12 protein-coding genes are annotated in these 18,006 nt (G+C 42.8%); 6 read left to right on the top strand and 6 right to left on the bottom strand.

The window, feature by feature from the left end; translation table 11 throughout:
- Window positions 1-23: 23 nt before the first annotated feature.
- Window positions 24-2,060, bottom strand: coding sequence for a methionine--tRNA ligase (gene metG, locus ABMY45_RS15475; RefSeq protein ID WP_349289114.1), 2,037 nt, complete (start codon window positions 2,058-2,060; stop codon window positions 24-26).
- Window positions 2,061-2,262: 202 nt separating this feature from the next.
- Here metG and apbC point away from each other — a divergent pair, with 202 nt between their 5' ends.
- The 3 genes from apbC to ABMY45_RS15460 all read left to right on the top strand — a co-directional run bounded on the left by apbC (window position 2,263) and on the right by ABMY45_RS15460 (window position 6,879).
- Complete coding sequence (apbC, locus tag ABMY45_RS15470; RefSeq protein ID WP_349289113.1) at window positions 2,263-3,366, top strand: iron-sulfur cluster carrier protein ApbC; 1,104 nt, start codon at window positions 2,263-2,265, stop codon at window positions 3,364-3,366.
- A 2-nt stretch (window positions 3,367-3,368) separates the two neighbouring features.
- Window positions 3,369-3,953 (top strand): dCTP deaminase, encoded by a 585-nt coding sequence (gene dcd / locus ABMY45_RS15465; protein ID WP_010371648.1) that lies wholly within the window; start codon window positions 3,369-3,371, stop codon window positions 3,951-3,953.
- A gap of 460 nt (window positions 3,954-4,413) precedes the next feature.
- Window positions 4,414-6,879: an EAL domain-containing protein gene (locus ABMY45_RS15460; RefSeq protein WP_010604589.1), complete on the top strand. Its 2,466-nt coding sequence runs from the start codon at window positions 4,414-4,416 to the stop codon at window positions 6,877-6,879.
- Here ABMY45_RS15460 and ABMY45_RS15455 read toward each other — a convergent pair.
- The gene (locus ABMY45_RS15455; protein ID WP_239420765.1) at window positions 6,839-7,627 is read right to left on the bottom strand and encodes a CLCA_X family protein; all 789 of its coding nucleotides are present in this window, start codon (window positions 7,625-7,627) and stop codon (window positions 6,839-6,841) included. The two genes, ABMY45_RS15460 and ABMY45_RS15455, sit on opposite strands and share 41 nt — an antisense overlap.
- Window positions 7,628-7,636: 9 nt before the next feature.
- Window positions 7,637-8,227, bottom strand: coding sequence for a tRNA-uridine aminocarboxypropyltransferase (locus tag ABMY45_RS15450; RefSeq protein ID WP_239420764.1), 591 nt, complete (start codon window positions 8,225-8,227; stop codon window positions 7,637-7,639).
- Window positions 8,228-8,346: 119 nt separating this feature from the next.
- Here ABMY45_RS15450 and ABMY45_RS15445 point away from each other — a divergent pair, with 119 nt between their 5' ends.
- Together ABMY45_RS15445 and ABMY45_RS15440 are read left to right on the top strand one after the other, a co-directional pair.
- Complete coding sequence (locus ABMY45_RS15445) at window positions 8,347-8,691, top strand: Hpt domain-containing protein (protein WP_102056684.1); 345 nt, start codon at window positions 8,347-8,349, stop codon at window positions 8,689-8,691.
- Window positions 8,692-8,889: 198 nt separating this feature from the next.
- The gene (locus tag ABMY45_RS15440; protein WP_039495683.1) at window positions 8,890-10,104 is read left to right on the top strand and encodes a pyridoxal phosphate-dependent aminotransferase; all 1,215 of its coding nucleotides are present in this window, start codon (window positions 8,890-8,892) and stop codon (window positions 10,102-10,104) included.
- Between the two features lie 58 nt (window positions 10,105-10,162).
- Here the strand turns inward: ABMY45_RS15440 and ABMY45_RS15435 are convergent, their stop codons facing one another.
- On the bottom strand, window positions 10,163-13,333 hold the full coding sequence (locus tag ABMY45_RS15435; RefSeq protein WP_239420763.1) for an efflux RND transporter permease subunit: 3,171 nt from the start codon (window positions 13,331-13,333) through the stop codon (window positions 10,163-10,165).
- A 5-nt stretch (window positions 13,334-13,338) separates the two neighbouring features.
- On the bottom strand, window positions 13,339-14,514 hold the full coding sequence (locus tag ABMY45_RS15430; RefSeq protein WP_010604595.1) for an efflux RND transporter periplasmic adaptor subunit: 1,176 nt from the start codon (window positions 14,512-14,514) through the stop codon (window positions 13,339-13,341).
- Window positions 14,515-14,907: 393 nt separating this feature from the next.
- On the opposite strand from ABMY45_RS15430, the gene ABMY45_RS15425 reads away from it, so the two are divergent.
- Complete coding sequence (locus ABMY45_RS15425; RefSeq protein WP_349289145.1) at window positions 14,908-15,204, top strand: YkgJ family cysteine cluster protein; 297 nt, start codon at window positions 14,908-14,910, stop codon at window positions 15,202-15,204.
- 356 nt (window positions 15,205-15,560) lie between these two features.
- Here the strand turns inward: ABMY45_RS15425 and ABMY45_RS15420 are convergent, their stop codons facing one another.
- Window positions 15,561-17,798 carry a ricin-type beta-trefoil lectin domain protein gene (locus ABMY45_RS15420; protein WP_349289112.1) on the bottom strand — a complete coding sequence of 746 codons (2,238 nt, stop codon included), beginning with the start codon at window positions 17,796-17,798 and terminating at the stop codon, window positions 15,561-15,563.
- Between the last annotated feature and the right edge of the window lie 208 nt (window positions 17,799-18,006).

Here is an 18,006-nt window from a genome sequence, read left to right as displayed (position 1 = left end):
TTTGTATACAAGTAATAGGGTGATTACATCACTCGCATGCCAGGCTGTGAACCTTCGTCTGGATTTAAGATGTAAATTTCTTTACCACCAGGGCCTGCAGCCAACACCATGCCTTCTGACATACCAAAACGCATCTTGCGAGGTTTTAGGTTTGCAACCATTACTGTTAACTTGCCGATAAGATCTTCAGGTGAATAAGCCGACTTAATGCCAGCAAACACCTGGCGCGTTTCACCACCTAAATCAAGCGTAAGTTTAAGCAGTTTATCTGCACCTTCAACATGCTCTGCGTTGGCAATTTTTGCGACACGCAGATCAACTTTGGCAAAATCATCGAATTCGATTTCCGCAGCGATTGGCTCTTTGGCAAGTGGGCTATTCGGATCTGCTGCTACAGATTGACCGCCCACTTTCTTTTCAAGACTTTCTTTAGACGACTCGATCATCGCATTCACTTTATCAAGTTCAACACGCTGCATTAGTGCCTTAAACTTATTGATTTCATGATTAACAAGGGCGTTGTCAACGCTTTCCCAACTTAGCTCAGTGTTTAAGAAAGCTTCTACATTTTTCGCCATACCAGGAAGGATAGGCTTTAAATAAGTAAGTAGTACGCGGAATAGGTTAAGACCCATAGAGCACACTTGATGTGCACGCTCAAGTGTCTCTTCATTCTTTGCAAGCACCCAAGGCGCTTCGGCATCAATAAACTGGTTTGCTTTGTCAGCAAGGGTCATGATCTCACGCACTGCGCGGCTGTATTCGCGGTTTTCAAAATGTGTCGCGATTGAATCCTTTGCAGCAACAAAGCTAGTTAGTAGCGCTTCGTCCATAACAGAGCCGCTTAGCTTGCCGTCAAATTTCTTAGTGATAAAGCCCGCGCAGCGACTCGCGATGTTTACCACTTTGCCCACTAAGTCTGAGTTTACGCGTGCCGCAAAATCTTCTAGGTTGAGGTCTAAATCCGTAACGCCACTGTTTAGTTTAGCCGCGTAGTAATAACGTAGATATTCAGGATCTAAGTGTTCAAGGTAGGTACGAGCCTTTACAAAAGTACCTTTTGACTTAGACATCTTAGCGCCATTCACGGTGACAAAACCGTGAGCGAATACGTTATTTGGTTTACGGAAATTAGCGCCATCAAGCATTGCAGGCCAAAATAGGCTGTGGAAGTAGATGATGTCTTTACCGATAAAGTGATAAAGCTCGGCGTCAGAGCCTTCACCCCAAAACTCGTCAAAGTTTAGGCCTTGTTTCTCGCAAAGGTTTTTGAAGCTTGCCATGTAACCGATTGGTGCATCCAACCAAACATAGAAATATTTGCCTGGCGCGCCTGGGATTTCAAAACCAAAATAGGGGGCGTCACGGCTGATATCCCACTGCTGCAAGCCGTCTGCAAACCATTCGTCTAGCTTGTTCGCCATTTCAGATTGCAGACTACCTGAGCGTAGCCATGTTTTTAGCATGTCTTCGAATGCTGGTAAGTCAAAGAAGTAATGCTCTGAATCTTTCAAGATAGGTGTCGCACCAGACATCACAGATTTTGGCTCAATCAACTCTGTTGGGCTGTAGGTTGCACCGCAGGCATCACAGCTATCGCCATTTTGATCTTCAGACTTACAAGTCGGGCAAGTACCAGTAACAAAACGATCTGGTAGGAAAATGCCTTTCTCTGGATCAAATAACTGTGAAATTGTACGCTTTTTGATATAGCCTTTTTCGTCTAAACGAGTGTAGATAAGCTCGCTTAGTTCACGGTTTTCGTCACTGTGTGTGCTGTGATAGTTATCAAACTCGATATTGAAGTCTGCAAAGTCACGCTGACGCTCAATACTCACCTGCTTAACCATTTCTTCAGGCGTGATACCTTGCTTCTGTGCATTTAGCATGATTGGCGTGCCGTGCGCATCGTCCGCACATACATAATAGGCTTCATGACCTTGTAGCTTTTGGAAGCGAGCCCAAATATCGGTTTGAATATATTCCAGCAAGTGGCCTAAGTGTGTGGGGCCATTTGCGTATGGTAATGCACTGGTAATGAGAATTTTTCTCTTCGTCATAACGATTCCATGAATTTAGCGCGATCTTTCTAATTGATGGTGTTGAATTGGTTGATTATTCACCGAGTTAACACTTGTAAGGACAAGTGTGCTTAGTGACTCACCTTCGTTCAGACCATGAACCGCGAATTGACTGGTTTTAATGAGTTGAATGTTACATAATTCCGTGGCTATTTTCATCATCCAGAGGAGTTTAATTTGTATGTTTGGACTGGAAAAATGGTTTGCCAAGGGAAAAAACACCAAACAGGCAATCATTGAGCTTTTAAATGGCTATCGTAGTGCCGCATTACCAGTGGGAATTGATGCAAATTGGGTGATCAAAACACAAGAATCAAAGGCGCAAATTCAAGTACAAATTAATTTTCCATTTGCCATCCAATGTGATCAAGAAATTACCAGTTATCTACAGCAACACTTAGGCAAGCCCGTTGAGGTGGCATCGAAAGTCGTCGTTGTCGGCAGACCAAAATTTAAAGCCATTAAACATATTATTCTTGTTGCCTCGGGTAAGGGCGGGGTGGGTAAGTCTACCACTGCGATTAATCTGGCGTATGCGCTACGTGCTCAAGGCGCGAAAGTCGGTGTGCTAGATGCTGATATTTATGGCCCTTCACTACCGAGTTTACTGGCTCTTGAGGATGAAAAACCTCAGGCGAAAGATGATAAAACCCTACTACCAATTGAAAAGTCGGGCATTAAAGCCATGTCTATCGGCTTTTTGGTCCCAGCAGAGGACGCCACTGTTTGGCGAGGACCAATGGCTTCTCAAGCGATTACTCAATTGTTAAATGAAACGGATTGGGGCGAGCTGGATTATCTGATTGTTGATATGCCACCTGGCACAGGAGATATCCAACTTACCATGACGCAAAAAGTGCCAGCCAGTGGTGCGGTGATTGTCACCACACCGCAGACCTTGGCGCTTGCAGATGCACAGAAGGGCATCGCGATGTTTGAAAAAGTGCAGCTCCCTATTTTAGGTATGGTCGAAAATATGAGTTACTTCAATTGTGAGCAATGTGGTAGTCGCAACCATATTTTTGGTCACTCTGGTGGCACCACGCTGGCGAGTCGCTATGGTGTGCCTCTGCTCGCGGAAGTACCGCTTAACGAACAGATCAGAACAGCAACAGAGCAGGGCGAAGATATCATTGCCACAGTCCGTGAGCCTAATTCAGAAAGTAAGACTGACAATCATGGTATAGCAGATCACTATGTTGATTGTGCCCAACTGGTTGCCAGTATGTTATATTACCAATCAGACTCAACATCGGGTGTTGAGATTGTGATGACGGAAGACTAAGAATGAGATTATCGGATACCCATATTCGAGAAGCGATTGAACAACAACGCATAATCATCGAACCTACACCTAAGCCAGATATGATTTCAGGCGTTACCGTGGATTTAAGACTGGGTAACAAGTTTAGAGTGTTTCAGGACCATGCCGCGCCTTACGTTGATCTCAGTGGTCCTAAAGATCAGATCAATGCCGCGATGGAATCCATCATGAGTGACGAAATTGTGTTAGAAGATGGCCAAGCGTTTTTCTTGCACCCTGGTGAGCTGGCGCTGGCAATGACGTATGAAAAAGTAACCCTACCTGCCGACCTTGTTGGTTGGTTAGATGGCCGCTCGTCGCTGGCAAGGCTAGGTTTAATGGTTCATGTTACTGCGCATCGTATTGATCCCGGTTGGTCTGGAAACATCGTATTAGAATTCTATAACTCAGGTAAGTTGCCTTTGGCACTTAGGCCAAACATGAAAATAGGTGCGATGAGCTTTGAAACGATGACGAGTGCTGCGCAATTCCCTTATAACGAGCGTAAAGACGCCAAATATAAGGATCAAAATAGTGCGGTTGCTTCGCGTATTAGTGACGACAGTTAATTGAATAGGTAGGCGAGAGGATTTGTGTGTAAATAGTTGGCCTATTACAAACAAATCTGACGCTTAGCTTGGGAATAACAGCGGCTGGAGAACAAGTTGTTGTTCCAATCTTATAATTAAATATTTAACCCCCTATAACGGCATGCCATCTTTACATTTTTGATCCCCCATCAAATAACCATAACGATTTAAATTCAATAATATTTTTGCATTTGCTTTGATCCAAACCATACTTATTGTAATGCGTTTTTTATGTTGTCGGCGAAAGCGTCATGCGAATGACTGCAGTAGACAAAGTGAAATAGGTATTAGTGCGCGAATGGCGTTGCCTACTGATTTGCAAAGAGAAGCTCATAGCCAATGTTTTCAGGTTGGTGTTTTTCTTGAACGTTAACGCTTGGTTCTTTGCATAACGAATAGGCTGATAAATCACCGTCAAAGTGACTCAAGGAGAATGGGTATGTGGCTTAGCGCTGCTAGGTATGCCACACTGATGTTTACGATAATTGTGTGTTGCATCTTTGCGATGTTGGCTACTGCTGAAACGCAGCTGGCCGCAGAAACTATAGAAGCAAGACCTTTAATTTCAGTAGGCTATGGTGACTTTTCCGAGGCCCAGTTTAATGTATCGCAAGAAACGGTAATTATTCCAAAGGGCGTTGCGGTTTGGCTTCGAATCACAAACCTCGTTCGCGATGATCTGTCAGACCAAGTGCTAACAGTCGCACGTCCATCCATGGGCAGTGTTGAGTTTTTTACCACGGACCCTATTGGAAAATTAACTCAAATCCCCGCAAGTAATAATCATACATCGTTATCCCACTTTTCCCCCCATTTGGTAATTGATGCAAATAGCCATATTGAGCCGATCGTTGTTAAAGTTCAATCACCCTATGTTTCCTTGTCTAGAGTGAGTATTGAACCTTATGAAGTTTATATAGAAGATACCAATGCTCATCTATTTTTAACAGGGTTGTTTCTAGGGGTGATGTTTTTATTGAGTATTTTCATGCTCAGTACCGGTATTATTTCGAAACGCGCAAGCCTGCTTTCGGTTGGTGGCTATTTGCTGTCATTAGCCTGCCTTTACGTCACCCATAAAGGACTCGCTGATATCTTTTTCAGCTACCAAAATAGCATTCATTTTTTACATTACAGTGGCAGCTTTGTGTGTTTTGCACTCGGCTTCAGCCTTTTGTTTTTTCATCATTTCCTTACTAAAAATAGGCTTGATAGAAAGATAAAGCTAACCATCAAGACGACCGCATATATCTACTTACTAAGCGGTGTCATTGTGGCGTTTGCGAAAGTGGATTTACCGTTTGCACTTCAGTCAATTATGGTTATTGGTGCAATTGTATTAAGTACGATGATTTTGGTAAGTCAAGATAAAGACAGCCGTAAAGAAGTCTATTTTTGCTGCGCAATTTGGTCTCCTATGGTGGCGGTATTAATTGGTTTTGCTGGGAGTCAATTAATACAACCAAGTGAGCAAATATCAATCGTAAACCATGTGTTGATCAGCCTACATTTAATGCTCTTACTACTGTTTGTGGTTTGGCATGATGCGGAAAAGCGGCGTATGTATATTCATTATGCTGAGTTTGATAAAGAGACTGCACTTCCCAATAAATTCGCCCTGTTTGGTTCGCTCGCTAAGCTTGAGGAGCAAAATAAAGCGCATACATTGTTGCTTTTTAAACCACTGATCCTGCCATCAATAAGACTGAGTTTTGGCTTAACCTTTGCAAATCAGCACATCAATAAGTTATTCAAAGAGGTCTCTGAGCAAATCAATACTTATGGTAGCGCTGCCGTTGCAAATAAAGGAAACACACCTATTTACCGCCTAGAAGACCAAGTGTTTGCCATCGTGCTTGATGGTAAAATAGAGGTCAGTCAAGTTGAGCAATATGTATGTATTTTATCTGCTGTATTCGAAGAAGGGGTTGGCTATAAAGACACGCAGATTGTCGATAGTCTAGAGGTTGGGGTAGCGAATTATCCAATGCATGCAAAATCCACTGAGAAGCTTATCCAGCGCGCGCTGCAGGCTCTTAATACTAAGTCACACAATGGTCAACGTTGGCATCTATTTGATGTTGAAAGCTCTATTTCGACTGAGCGACAATTAAAGCTCACCTCGTTTCTTAAAAGTGCGATAGAACATGAACAGTTCAGTTTATTCTTTCAGCCGCAGGTAGACCTCAGGACTGGCAGGGTATTTGGCTCGGAAGTGCTACTGCGCTGGCTTCACCCTGAACTTGGTTACATACCACCTGACGAATTTATTCCGATTGCGGAGTCTTCAGGGCAAATTTATGAGATCACCGAATGGGTGATTGAGCATGCGCTTCATTATCAAGCTGAGATAACCAAGTTATTGCCTGAGCACGTTATTTCAATCAACGTATCTGGTCGTGACTTGAGTAGAAGAGAGTTGTCGGTACAGCTTATTACGCTTATCAATGAATTATCACTCGCACCTTCTCAAATAATGATAGAGATCACGGAATCTGTAACGATAGGAAAAGAAGCAGAGCTTAAAGGGGTGTTAGATGATTATCGTTCAATCGGCGTAAAGGTGGCGATAGACGATTTTGGTACTGGATATTCCTCACTTGCATATTTGAGTAAACTTGGATTTGATGAACTTAAAATTGATAAAAGTTTTGTGATGGATATTGAGACATCTAAGAGCAACCAAACAATTTGTAAAGCGACGTGTGATATGGCGCACAGTTTAGGATCAAGGGTGGTGGCAGAAGGGGTTGAGGATATCAATAGCTACATTCGTTTGCAGGCCTATGGCTGCGACTTTGCACAGGGCTATTTTATTTCACGTCCGTTGCCGTTCACGGAATTTAAGAGTTGGTTAAGTAAAGTCACCTATGCTGGTGATATAAAATCTTTCCTAGTTCGCTGAAGTAGTGAAAAATGGGCTCAGCGCATCGTTTTCTATGTTCATGCTTTGGGTAAATCCCCAGTTTTTCTTGTTCTGAACCTTTAATTCCCGCGGCCAAAAATGAATTTGATATATCGCTGTGATAGGCAATAATGGCCTCGAACATCCGAGCTGTTAGCTCCTCGGGCAGGGCGTAATATATTTGTTTGTTTGCGCTATCAGCAATCTTGGCGGTATGAAAATACCGATTTGGTTGTTGATGTTGTTCATCTAAAAAGGTATGCGCAAAAAACGTTGCTAAAGCATTGTTCAGAGGGTGTAATACGGTTTCAGTAGAAAGTAACCAAGCTGACGATGCAAAAGGCTTTTTTGGCTGTGTTATTAAATGCTGGCAAATATAGTGATCAAATGCATGCCACCATTCGTGGGCAAGTGCGCCACCGCCGGCATTTTTTGCTAACGCGAGTGTTCTCGTATTTGCCGCGTAATGCGCTTGAATACCTTGTTGACCGCCTGTACCAAAAGCAAAATTAAGTGTTCCCCGAAGGCCAATGACTTCTGGTGGTACCTGTAATATTTGGGCTAGATCTGCGAGGGCATCATAAATGAAATTGGCGGATAAACGGGTTTCTTCGGGCGTAACCCAATGACCAATGGTCATGGTTTTAAAGCCAAAGGTCTGTTTAATTTCACTGAAATCAACTTGATCGCCGAATCGATAATTGGGTCCTCGGCGAGTGTATCCGCGCAGTAGTCTCGAGCTTGGCATTTTCTTCCTTTAATACCGAGCCTTAACATCATCAGGCATTCGCGTCATCTGTTCTTTCACCATGCCTGCTTGAAGTTTATAGAGATCCGCAGTTTCGCATTGATCTACAATCTCGAGAAATTGAGCTGCCGCTTCAAGTGTTGATAAACTGTATTCATGTTTAGATTTACGAATAGTATATTCACTCGCATTTACCGAATCGAACTGAAAACTGGGTAACTGGCTTAGCCACGGATTGAGCTTATAAAGCTTAGTGGCTTTCTTCCAAGTACCATCCAATAAGATGATGGCATCAAGATTTTGAGCGTGATTATGTTCTGTAGTTAAGGTCTTGGCGTGGCTGTTTGGGTAGAGTAGTGCAACATGGTTTCCGTTGCAGAAGTTAATCAACTCTTCAAAGTCAGTGGTATTTTCTCCAACATACAGCGCAAAACTGTCTAACTGCAAGGCGAGGAGCTTTGCGGTATTCTTGGCGACTTTTACTTCGCTTGGGTGCTGCATGATAATAACTTGAGTCGCATTTGGTATCACGTTACCAATATAGGAGCATACGCAAGTTTTTGTGGGAAACTGACAGACTGGACAGGTATTACGTTTCATGTTTGATGAGGTGTTTCTTAATATAAGTCATATTTTATCATATCTTGCCCGCATTTACTTTGCACAAGAAACCAGATTTGGCTAGCATAAGTAATAGAATATTAAATTTAAGGAAAATTATGAGCATCGTAATAGATGAAGGTGCCCTAGAAAACATGCAAATGTTGCTGGGCGAGCAATTCGAAGATACGGTTCATTTTTGTTGTTCTGAATTCGAGCGGTTAGAATCGGAGTTGATGCTGAATTTGAATCAGGATCAAGAAGCTGCCATTCGTCATGCTCACAGTTTGAAATCTAACGCTGCTCAGTTTGGGGCCGCTAGTTTGAGCGATTTAGCAAAGATGATAGAGCATGCCCTTATTCAAGGGGAGCAGGATATTGTTGATGATTCTATTGAGAAGCTGGCAGCACAAGTTGCAGGTTCAAAAGCGAAACTGCAGCAGTGGGTGAGTACACAGTCTTAAATCCAGCATAAGCCAAAGAGCGGAAATGAGGTCGTTTATACGGCCTTTTTTATTTTCTGAAACCTAATATTGCGCTTATTTATCCCACCCTAATCACTTCATTTTGTAAGTTGCTTTTTTGAAGCATAAAAAGTTATCACAAGCATAGAATTTAGACGGCATTGTGATATATGCTTGAGCAAAATGAGGGGGTTATAGATGCTACAAATAACAAAAAGTAATAAGCTCAACGGGGTGAGTTACGATATTCGTGGTCCAGTATTGGATCAAGCAAGAAAAATGGAAGACGAGGGCATGAAAGTCCTCAAATTAAATATTGGTAATCCGGCGGCATTTGGCTTTGATATGCCAGAAGATATGCACCGAGATATCATAAAAAACTTATATTCTGCACAGGGCTATTGCGACTCAAAAGGATTGTATTCTGCCCGAGTTGCCGTGTATCAATATTATCAGCAAAAAAGCTTTCCCAATATTAGTGTCGATAACATCTTCATTGGCAATGGCGTCAGTGAATTGATCCAAATGACCGCACAAGCCTTACTCAATGACGGTGACGAAGTGTTGATCCCCGCACCGGATTATCCGTTATGGACTGCCGCAGTTAAATTATCAGGCGGTAACCCAGTGCATTATCTTTGTGATGAAGAGCAAGACTGGTTTCCAGATATCGAAGATATCAAGCGTAAAATCACGAGTCGTACAAAGGCATTGGTGCTGATCAACCCAAATAATCCGACCGGTGCTGTATATGATAAAGCATTGCTTGAGGCATTAATTGACGTTGCCAGAGAACACAAGCTATTAATACTGAGTGATGAGATCTACGAAAAGATTTTATATGATGATGCGGAGCATTTTTCAATTGCGAGTCTTTGTGATGATATCCCAGTTATCACTTTCAACGGCTTAGCAAAAACCTATCGTGCGGCCGGGATCCGCATGGGCTGGATGGTGATCAGTGGTAAGCATTCAGTGATGCGGGACTTGATCACAGGCTTAGAAATGCTCGCGTCTATGCGATTATGCGCCAATGTTCCTGCACAGTTTGCCATTCAACAAGCGCTCGGAGGCATACAGTCCATCGACCAACTCATTGAACCGGGTGGGCGTTTGTATGAGCAGCGTGATATTGCGTTTAAAGGCTTAAACGATATCGAAGGGATAAGCTGTGTAAAGCCAAAGGGCGCGCTTTATGCATTTCCAAAAGTCGACGTGAAGCGGTTTAATATTAAGAATGATGAGCGCATGGTGCTGGACTTGCTCAAAGAAGAAAAAATTCTACTTGTCCACGGACGTGCTTTTAACTGGCCCAGTGCGGATCATTTTAGATTAGTGTTTTTACCACATAAAGATGATTTACAGCCTGCAATGGATAGAGTAAAGCGCTTTTTTGCGCATTACAGTCAGTAATACCTTGTAAAAAAGCTCGGAAATTTCCGAGCTTTTTTGTGGGCTAGTAATTTGTTACTTAGGGAGTATTAGAATTTAGCTCCGGTGTCGTTTGTTGGCTATCAGCCGAGCTTTTACCTTTAAACCATTTGCGGCCAACGCGTTTAACATCTTCAAGTGCCACATATTGACAAGGGATAAGTACTAGGGTGATCACCGTGGCAAACAACACACCAAATGCAAGCGAAACCGCCATTGGAATAACAATTTTAGCTTGTAGGCTCGTTTCCATAATGATTGGTACAAGTCCGATAAAGGTGGTCAACGAAGTGAGCAAGATTGCTCTAAAGCGTTTACATCCGGCCTCGACGGCTGCGGCTTTTAAATCGATACCTTCTTCGCGTGCTTTATTGACAAAATCAACCATAACCAAAGAGTCGTTCACCACAACCCCAGCTACGGCAATAATACCAAAGAAAGACAAGCTACTCATTGTCATTCCCAATACCATATGACCGAATACCGCGCCGACCACACCAAATGGGATCACAGACATGATGATGACAGGCTGAGAATAAGAACGTAGTGGAATTGCCAGTAGTGCGAAAATAATCATTAATGATAGGGCAAAGTCACGAATTTGCTCAGCGACACTCTCCATTTCTTCTTGTACGCGACCTGCCACTGCACTTTGAACGCTAGGATAATTCTTTAATAGACTAGGAAGATATTCGTCACGAACTTGCTTTGCTATCTCAAAAGGTTGTGCGATTTCTGTATCAACTGATGCCCAAACATTAATAGTGCGTTTGGCGTTTTCTCGGCGAATTCGGTTAACACCGTCTACCAATTTCACGTCAGCCACTTCTACCAACGGCACTTCTGCACCTTGAGGCGTTAAGATACGCACGTCCTGAATGTCACTAATGGCATCACGGTGTTCTTTAGGATAACGGATCATTACTTTGATCTCTTCACCATCACGTAAAATACGCTGTGCTTCAAGGCCGTAATAACTGAAGTTTACTTGGGATGCAACATCCGCCAACGTGAGTCCAAGGCTGTACGCTAATGGTTTAAGCTCAAGCTGCACTTCATCGGTTGCTGATTGCATAGAGTCATTGATATCACCAACACCTTCAATAGTTGCTAGCTTGTCTTTTAGTTTCTGTGCGACTTCACGAAGCTCTTCTTTGTGTTTGCCTTCTAACCTAAAGCTAATGTCTCCGTCATCACGGCCACCATTCATAATGCTATCTTGAATGTTTAGCGATTTAACACCAGGCAGTGCAGGCATTGCATCACGCCAGCGGGCGCTGAGTGCAAAGGTATCGATTGGACGTGCATCTGGTTCAACCAAGATCACCATAATATTTGCGCTTGTGCGGCCGTTCATATTCACCATGTAATCACGGATCATTTTCTTGCCATACTCAGCCTCAATTTCTTTGTCGACATTCAGTACCATTTGCTCAATTTTTTGAATTGACTCAAGCGTCGCGTTTTCTGACGAAGATAAGTTCATATCAATCGAGATACGTGGAAAATCATGTGGGATTTTTGGATTAGCAACAAACTTCACTAAGCCACCAGCAAACATCCCAGCGCTAACAATTAAAATGGTTAAAAATCCAACAATGACGGTATAGCGGTAGTGAATACAGCGGACAATGAATGGGCGGTACGTGTTTTCAATGAAAGATTGAAGGCCGCTATCCATTTTTTCTCTGAGGCGGTGGAACGGATTTTTAGGGTTGCTTGGTTTTTCTTTCATCGCTGCTAAATGCGCAGGTAAAACCAGCTTAGATTCAACCAAAGAGAATAGTAAGCAAAGAATTATTACGCCACCAATTGCTTTAGAAAATGCTGCCGTTGGGCCGGTTGCTAATGTTTGCGGCAAGAAAGCAGCAACAGTAGTAAGCACACCAAATGTGGCTGGGATAGCAACACGTTTTACACCACGAACGACATTATCGAGGCTATGACCATGTTTTTCTATTTCAGCATGGGCGGATTCACCGACGACTATTGCGTCATCAACGACAATCCCCAACACCAAAATAAAGGCAAAGAGTGAGGCTAAGTTAATCGTTACATCTAAATAACCCATTGGCATCATTAAAAATGCACCTAAGAAACTAACTGGCAACCCCATCATGACCCAAAATGCTAAACGCACACGTAAAAATAGAGCAAGCATTAGCATAACTAATACGCCACCTAACGCCATATTTTCTAGCATCATGTTAAGGCGGCCATTAAGGTAATAGGTCAAGTCAATAAAAGGTTCAAGTTCTACGCCTTGTGGCAGTGATCCTTTCTTTGCCTCAAGGTAGTTCTTAATGATATCTGCAACTTTGGTGATGTCTTGGTCTTTTGACGCGCTAACTTCATACACTAGTGAGTTCTTACCATTGTATTTAGAGTATTGAAGTCCTTCTTCAAAGCCATCGTTAATGGTGGCGACGTCGCCTAAGCTAACCTGTGCGCCGTCTGGTAGTGTTAGTAAGGGGAGTTTTCTAAACTCGTCACCGCGATAGGCTTGGTTTTCAACTCGCATTGAAATATAGCCATTCTCGGAGCGAATTTGGCCAGCAGACATGTTCGCTGAGAAGCTCTTTACTGCATCCGAAATTGCTCTAAAACTTAGGCCGTATTCGCGCATTTTATCAGGGCTTATCTCAATAGAGATTTCGTAGTTCAGGCCACCATCAAAGCGTACAAGGTTAACGCCAGGTAACGACAGCATTTCTTCATGAATGCGATTACCAAGCTCTTTAAGATCATGGGGACTCAAGTCGCCATTGAGTGACAACCACATCACTTCTTGGGTTGCTTTGTCGTGACGTACAATGGGGCGTTCCATTCCTGATGGGAAAGTTGAGACGGAGTCTACTTGCATCTTGACTTCGTCGAGTACCTCTTTGGTGTTGTACTGCTCGTCTACTTCTATCCAAGTTTGCGAGTAACCGCGATTAGAGTAGGTGATCAAGCGTTTGATCCCTTCGAGACCTTCCATGGATTCCTCGATCTTAATCGTGATCCCTTCCTCGACCTCTTGAGGTGCCGCGCCCGGATACACAGCTTGAACACTTATCCAGTTACTATCGTATTGTGGAAACATTTGCTTGCGGATCGAAAACGCGGTAAGCAAGCCGCCCACAATAATAAATATCATCAATAAGTTTGCTGCGACTGGGTTACGTGCAAACCAAGCAATTAAGCCTTTTTCTGTACTTTGACTATGCATAAACCTTACTCCTCTTTGAGCGCCAATTGGGTGTTTGCGCTTTGCGAAGGAGTATCGTCTGTACGTAGTTGCATCCCTTCAGACGGATAGTCCAGCGCTGAAGTAATGATCTGTTGGCCTGACTCAACGCCGTTATCAACGACGACCATGCCATTGTACTCTCTAATAATATTGACCTTTTTGTAACTCAGCTTGTTATCGTCATCCAATGTTGCAACGCGACCTTCTTTCACTAAGTGATGAGGAAGCATAGTGGCATTTTGCACTAACAAACCTTGAATATCAGCGTTGATATAAGCGCCAAAACGTAGTGGTTTTACGTTGTTGTGATAAGGCTGTTCGACTTGAGCAACAAGGTAGGTCATGCGACTTTTGTTATCGATAACGCCTTCACTGCGGACTATTTCACCTTTCCAACTCATCGGTTGACCAGCGACTTCTGCTGTGATCACGACATCGGTGCCAACACCTTGTTGCGGTAGGTATTTCAATTCATTATCGGCAACAGGGAGGCGTACTTCCGCAACAGATGTCGCATTGAGTTTACCAAAGCCATTACCGGGATTGACTACACTACCAAGGCTTACGGTGCGAGATTCTATAATCGCATCGTAAGGCGCTTTGATATAAGTACGCTCTAAATTTCGGTTCGCTCTTTTCACCGCTGCCTGCGCAGCTTTAAAGCTTGCTAACTTTTCAGCGAGCTGAGGTTTTCTTAAATAAAGTTCGGAAGGTATTTTTTCGTTAGCATTTGCTTTAATCCTTTGCCATTCTGCTTTTGCTACTTGCACCTGAGCTTGTTCTATTTCTAGCGCTGAGCTGGCTTGTGCTAAAGCCGCTTCGGCTTCAATCAGCGACGCTTCATAGTCATTCGGGTCGATGCGAGCAAGCACGTCACCTTCTTTGACAAAGCCACCTTTGACAAACTTGTCAGACAATGAAATGACTTGACCGCTGACCTGAGCAACAAGCTCAGTACTGTATTTTGGCATCACGATACCGTATGACGATACGTTTAGCCTAATTTGGTCAATATGAATAGGTTGAACCTGTACGAGAGGATGTACTATTTCTTCTTTCTTCTCTTCTGGAGGTTGTTTCATTGCAGACATGGCAACAGCCGCTGCAATTCCCACCGCAAGAACGGCAATTGGTAGAATTATTTGTTTTTTACTAGCCACGTTAAAATCCTTCCTGTTGAATGATTTTTAATGACCCAGATTAACGGCTCTAGATCATCGATAAGCTTAAGAATACGCGAATAGTTATGTCGAGGTGTTTAAATCCAGACTGAATATGTAACAAAGCTTTGCGTACCTATATTTATCGTTACATTCTAAGACGGCGTTGCCTTTGGCTCTTAGGAAAATCTAAGATTATCAATCATAACATCTCCTTTTTAACACTTTATTTTTAAACATAAAAAGGGTAAACGAGTCATTACAAAGAAACCTGTATTATCAGATTGACTATTTCATAGGTTGGCGCTTGTAGATTATGTATAAAGAGTTGATGAGTAAGAATTGAATGTACTAAAATACACATCAATTTTAAAAACCTCAGGTGGTGCAAGTATGCCAGTTGGTACATTCATAGCTACAGATAGTTCCCCGTGTGTTGATAAGGTGGGAAAAGGGTGTGGTGCATGCTGTGTGGCACCGTCCATTACAACACCTATTCCAGGGATGCCCGATGGAAAGCCTTCAGGTGTTCGATGTGTTCAGCTAGATAGTAATGATTTGTGTAAGCTATTTGGAAAATCAGAAAGGCCTAAAGTCTGCTTGGATTTCGATGTCGATATAGACATTTGTTTCAACAACAAAGAGCATGCGTATACATACCTTATTGAATTAGAGAACTTAACAGGCTAGACAGGAATTGGTTTCGTTTCCTGTAGCTAAAATCGTACTAGTGTAACTAGAGAACATGCCGGCCTCTATATTATATTCAGTATTTTTGCTCGCTATTGTGTCGTCGGTGTTTTATGTCAGTCTTACCTGCTTTAGAAGTGTCTATGTAATTAAGGATAAAGACAGCTTATTCATTGATTGAAGACCCATATAAACAGTAGTGGCGCCGCATGGGTGATAATTGCTACTGCTAATATTGCAAGGTTTTCGGCTGCGTGGGAATGTGGCCACTTGCTAGCGGTAAAGCTGAATATTTGCTTTTGGTAATCGAGCGCAGGATAGTAAGAGCTACCCGAGGTAGCTCTTGATTTTATGTTTTAATTGCCTCTAGTAAAAACTTGCGCGGCGCTATTATTATCTTGATATTGAATAATATCCGTACCATTTGCCGAATTGGCTTCGAGTACATCTAAAGATAAAGCTGAATTGGCTTGTGGCTTGATACGCTCACCTGTCCAACTCCACTTCAAGTTAATATGGTCAGTACATTGATAAATAGTAACACTATCAAAGTCACCGCTGGCACCTGTGCTGTCAAGGCAGTATAGTGGGTTATGTTGATTTCTAATAAACCCTGTTACCTCATCATATGCCCATTTTTGTCGTGCTGTGGTGTTACAATCCCATAATTGAACATTCAAGCCGTCATAGAAAGCGTCATTGCTTGGCTCAATACACTTACCGAGTGACTTTATTTCGGTATATTGTTTATCAATGATCGCTTTGGGGCCATTTATAATGTCAATTTTGTTAAAGTTAAGCACTTTATGAGCAGTCCCACCACTTAACCTGATGGTGTTTGCTACTGTAGTATGATTAACATTGGCATCTCCTTTTGCGATTGTGAGATAAGCTGTGGCATTATATTCACCACCTGAACCGTTATCATTCCAATAAAAATGTGCTTGTCCATCGACTAATAAATCATCGCGAACACATTTGATTGGTAGATTTGGACGACTTCTGTCGTGAGAACGAACAGCCACATCGCCCAGGCAGGTATATCCGCTAGGAGCAACTGGGTGCCAAAAGGTGATATCGTATTTACCACCAGTTTTCCAATCATTCCACTTCCAATCATAACGAATTGGATCTGCCAATTTTCCTGAACCATCATCATAAACCACAATTGACTGACCTGGGTGACGTGCATATCCAGAGGCGTGAGGGCCATCTGCGGCAAAGGCTGGGGTATCGCCAAGCATATACCAATTTGCACCAGGAAGCTTAGGGCGGTAGATGGCTAAGTTTAATCCGGCATCAGTATCTTCATCTGAATAATTGAAAGTATAATCGGTGACAATCGCCGCTTTTAAAAGTGACTCTTGCGGCGTCTCGTCGCTCAGCGCGATGCGGTCTTCTCCACTTAACCAGTGCTCGCCGTGACCTTTTGAGTAGTTAACCCAGTGATCGGTCAAGGCCGAAGCCATTTTTAACGCCTCGTTTTGCTTAGACGTTTTTGGCACTGAAAAGCGGAAATCATCACCAAATTCACTTTGACATTGAGATTCACCTGTAGACCAAGGGCCGGTGGCAGTAGTGACTTTCCATTCTCCTTCTGAGTTTTCGCAAGCGAACTTAAAACTCAAGCCGCAGCTATCGTCATAAAACCGACCTTGATGGCTCACAGCACAAGAAACGTTGTCAATGCCACCCGTACCCGCAATAGCATCGGGTTGATTGTCCGCCCAGCTCCAAACCGCAGCCTTCATACGAGCATCATTTTGCGCCGATAACCAATCAAAGCCGAACCACGTACCACCACATTTTGACCTGCCGCTCACTTCGCTAGCGCTTATATAAGAACCAGGCTTTGGGTTATCTTCTTCTCGCTGTTCAAAAAACAAGGAAAATTTGCCCTCGCCAGCATGTTTAGAACAGTTACTCCAAGGACCTTCATTACCTTCTTCTATGCCGTTGTATTGAAACATCCATTCTTTTGAGATGTCACTCTCGTCCGCTGACCATCCAAAAAACAATATTTGCTTACCTAAATCTAATAGATGTTTTGGCGTGAGGTCTGAAGGGATTGAGCTATATCGGCCCTCTGGGCGGTACACGATATCGCCAATTTGCATTTGTATACCTTCACGGAAATATACCCAATCTTCAGTTTCTAGATTGCCATTTTCTATCTTAATAAGTAGCACTTGGTCTGGATTAGCTTTCGCCCATGTTGCGACTTCTCGTAGTGCTGTATCAAAGTAGATATACTCGCTAAGGGTACCGGCCGCTGTACTACAGCGACCTGAACTATGGCATAGATACAATGCACCGTACTCAACGTCGCGGGTGCGATAAATGTCGAGTTCTAAAATTCTTGCTCCAGCATTAAGCTGTGCTGTAATACTGATATCTTGGTTTTCATAAAGTTTTAAATTATAAGCATTTGAACTGTACGAATTATGAGTACCAGCATAAATACCATCAACTAACGGTACTTGCTTCTGTAACCGTGATTGATGGCTTAGCGCATCACTTGCCCAATCTGCCATAACTGGCGTTGCATTAGATAATGCAAATGCAATAGCTGATGTCAAAATTGGTTTTTTCATATTTACTACTCCTTTCGTCAAATAACAAAAAATAAACCTTTTGTTAGCATTTGCGGTTTTAATGTTGCCAAATTTTGCCGTGCTCGTCTGTCAAGTTATGTCGTTTGCTGTCGTTAATTGTAAGTATTAACCTACTGATATTTTTAATTGTTTGCTTTTGTCTTTTGCTCTGTTTTTCGCGTTGCCTTGATGATAAAAAAAGATGCCT

Origin of the sequence: Pseudoalteromonas sp. XMcav11-Q, from assembly GCF_040104525.1 — a bacterium.
In the GTDB taxonomy this organism is placed as follows: Bacteria; Pseudomonadota; Gammaproteobacteria; order Enterobacterales; family Alteromonadaceae; genus Pseudoalteromonas.
Note: the sequence above shows the minus strand (reverse complement) of the source record. Positions and strands in the feature narration are given on the sequence as shown.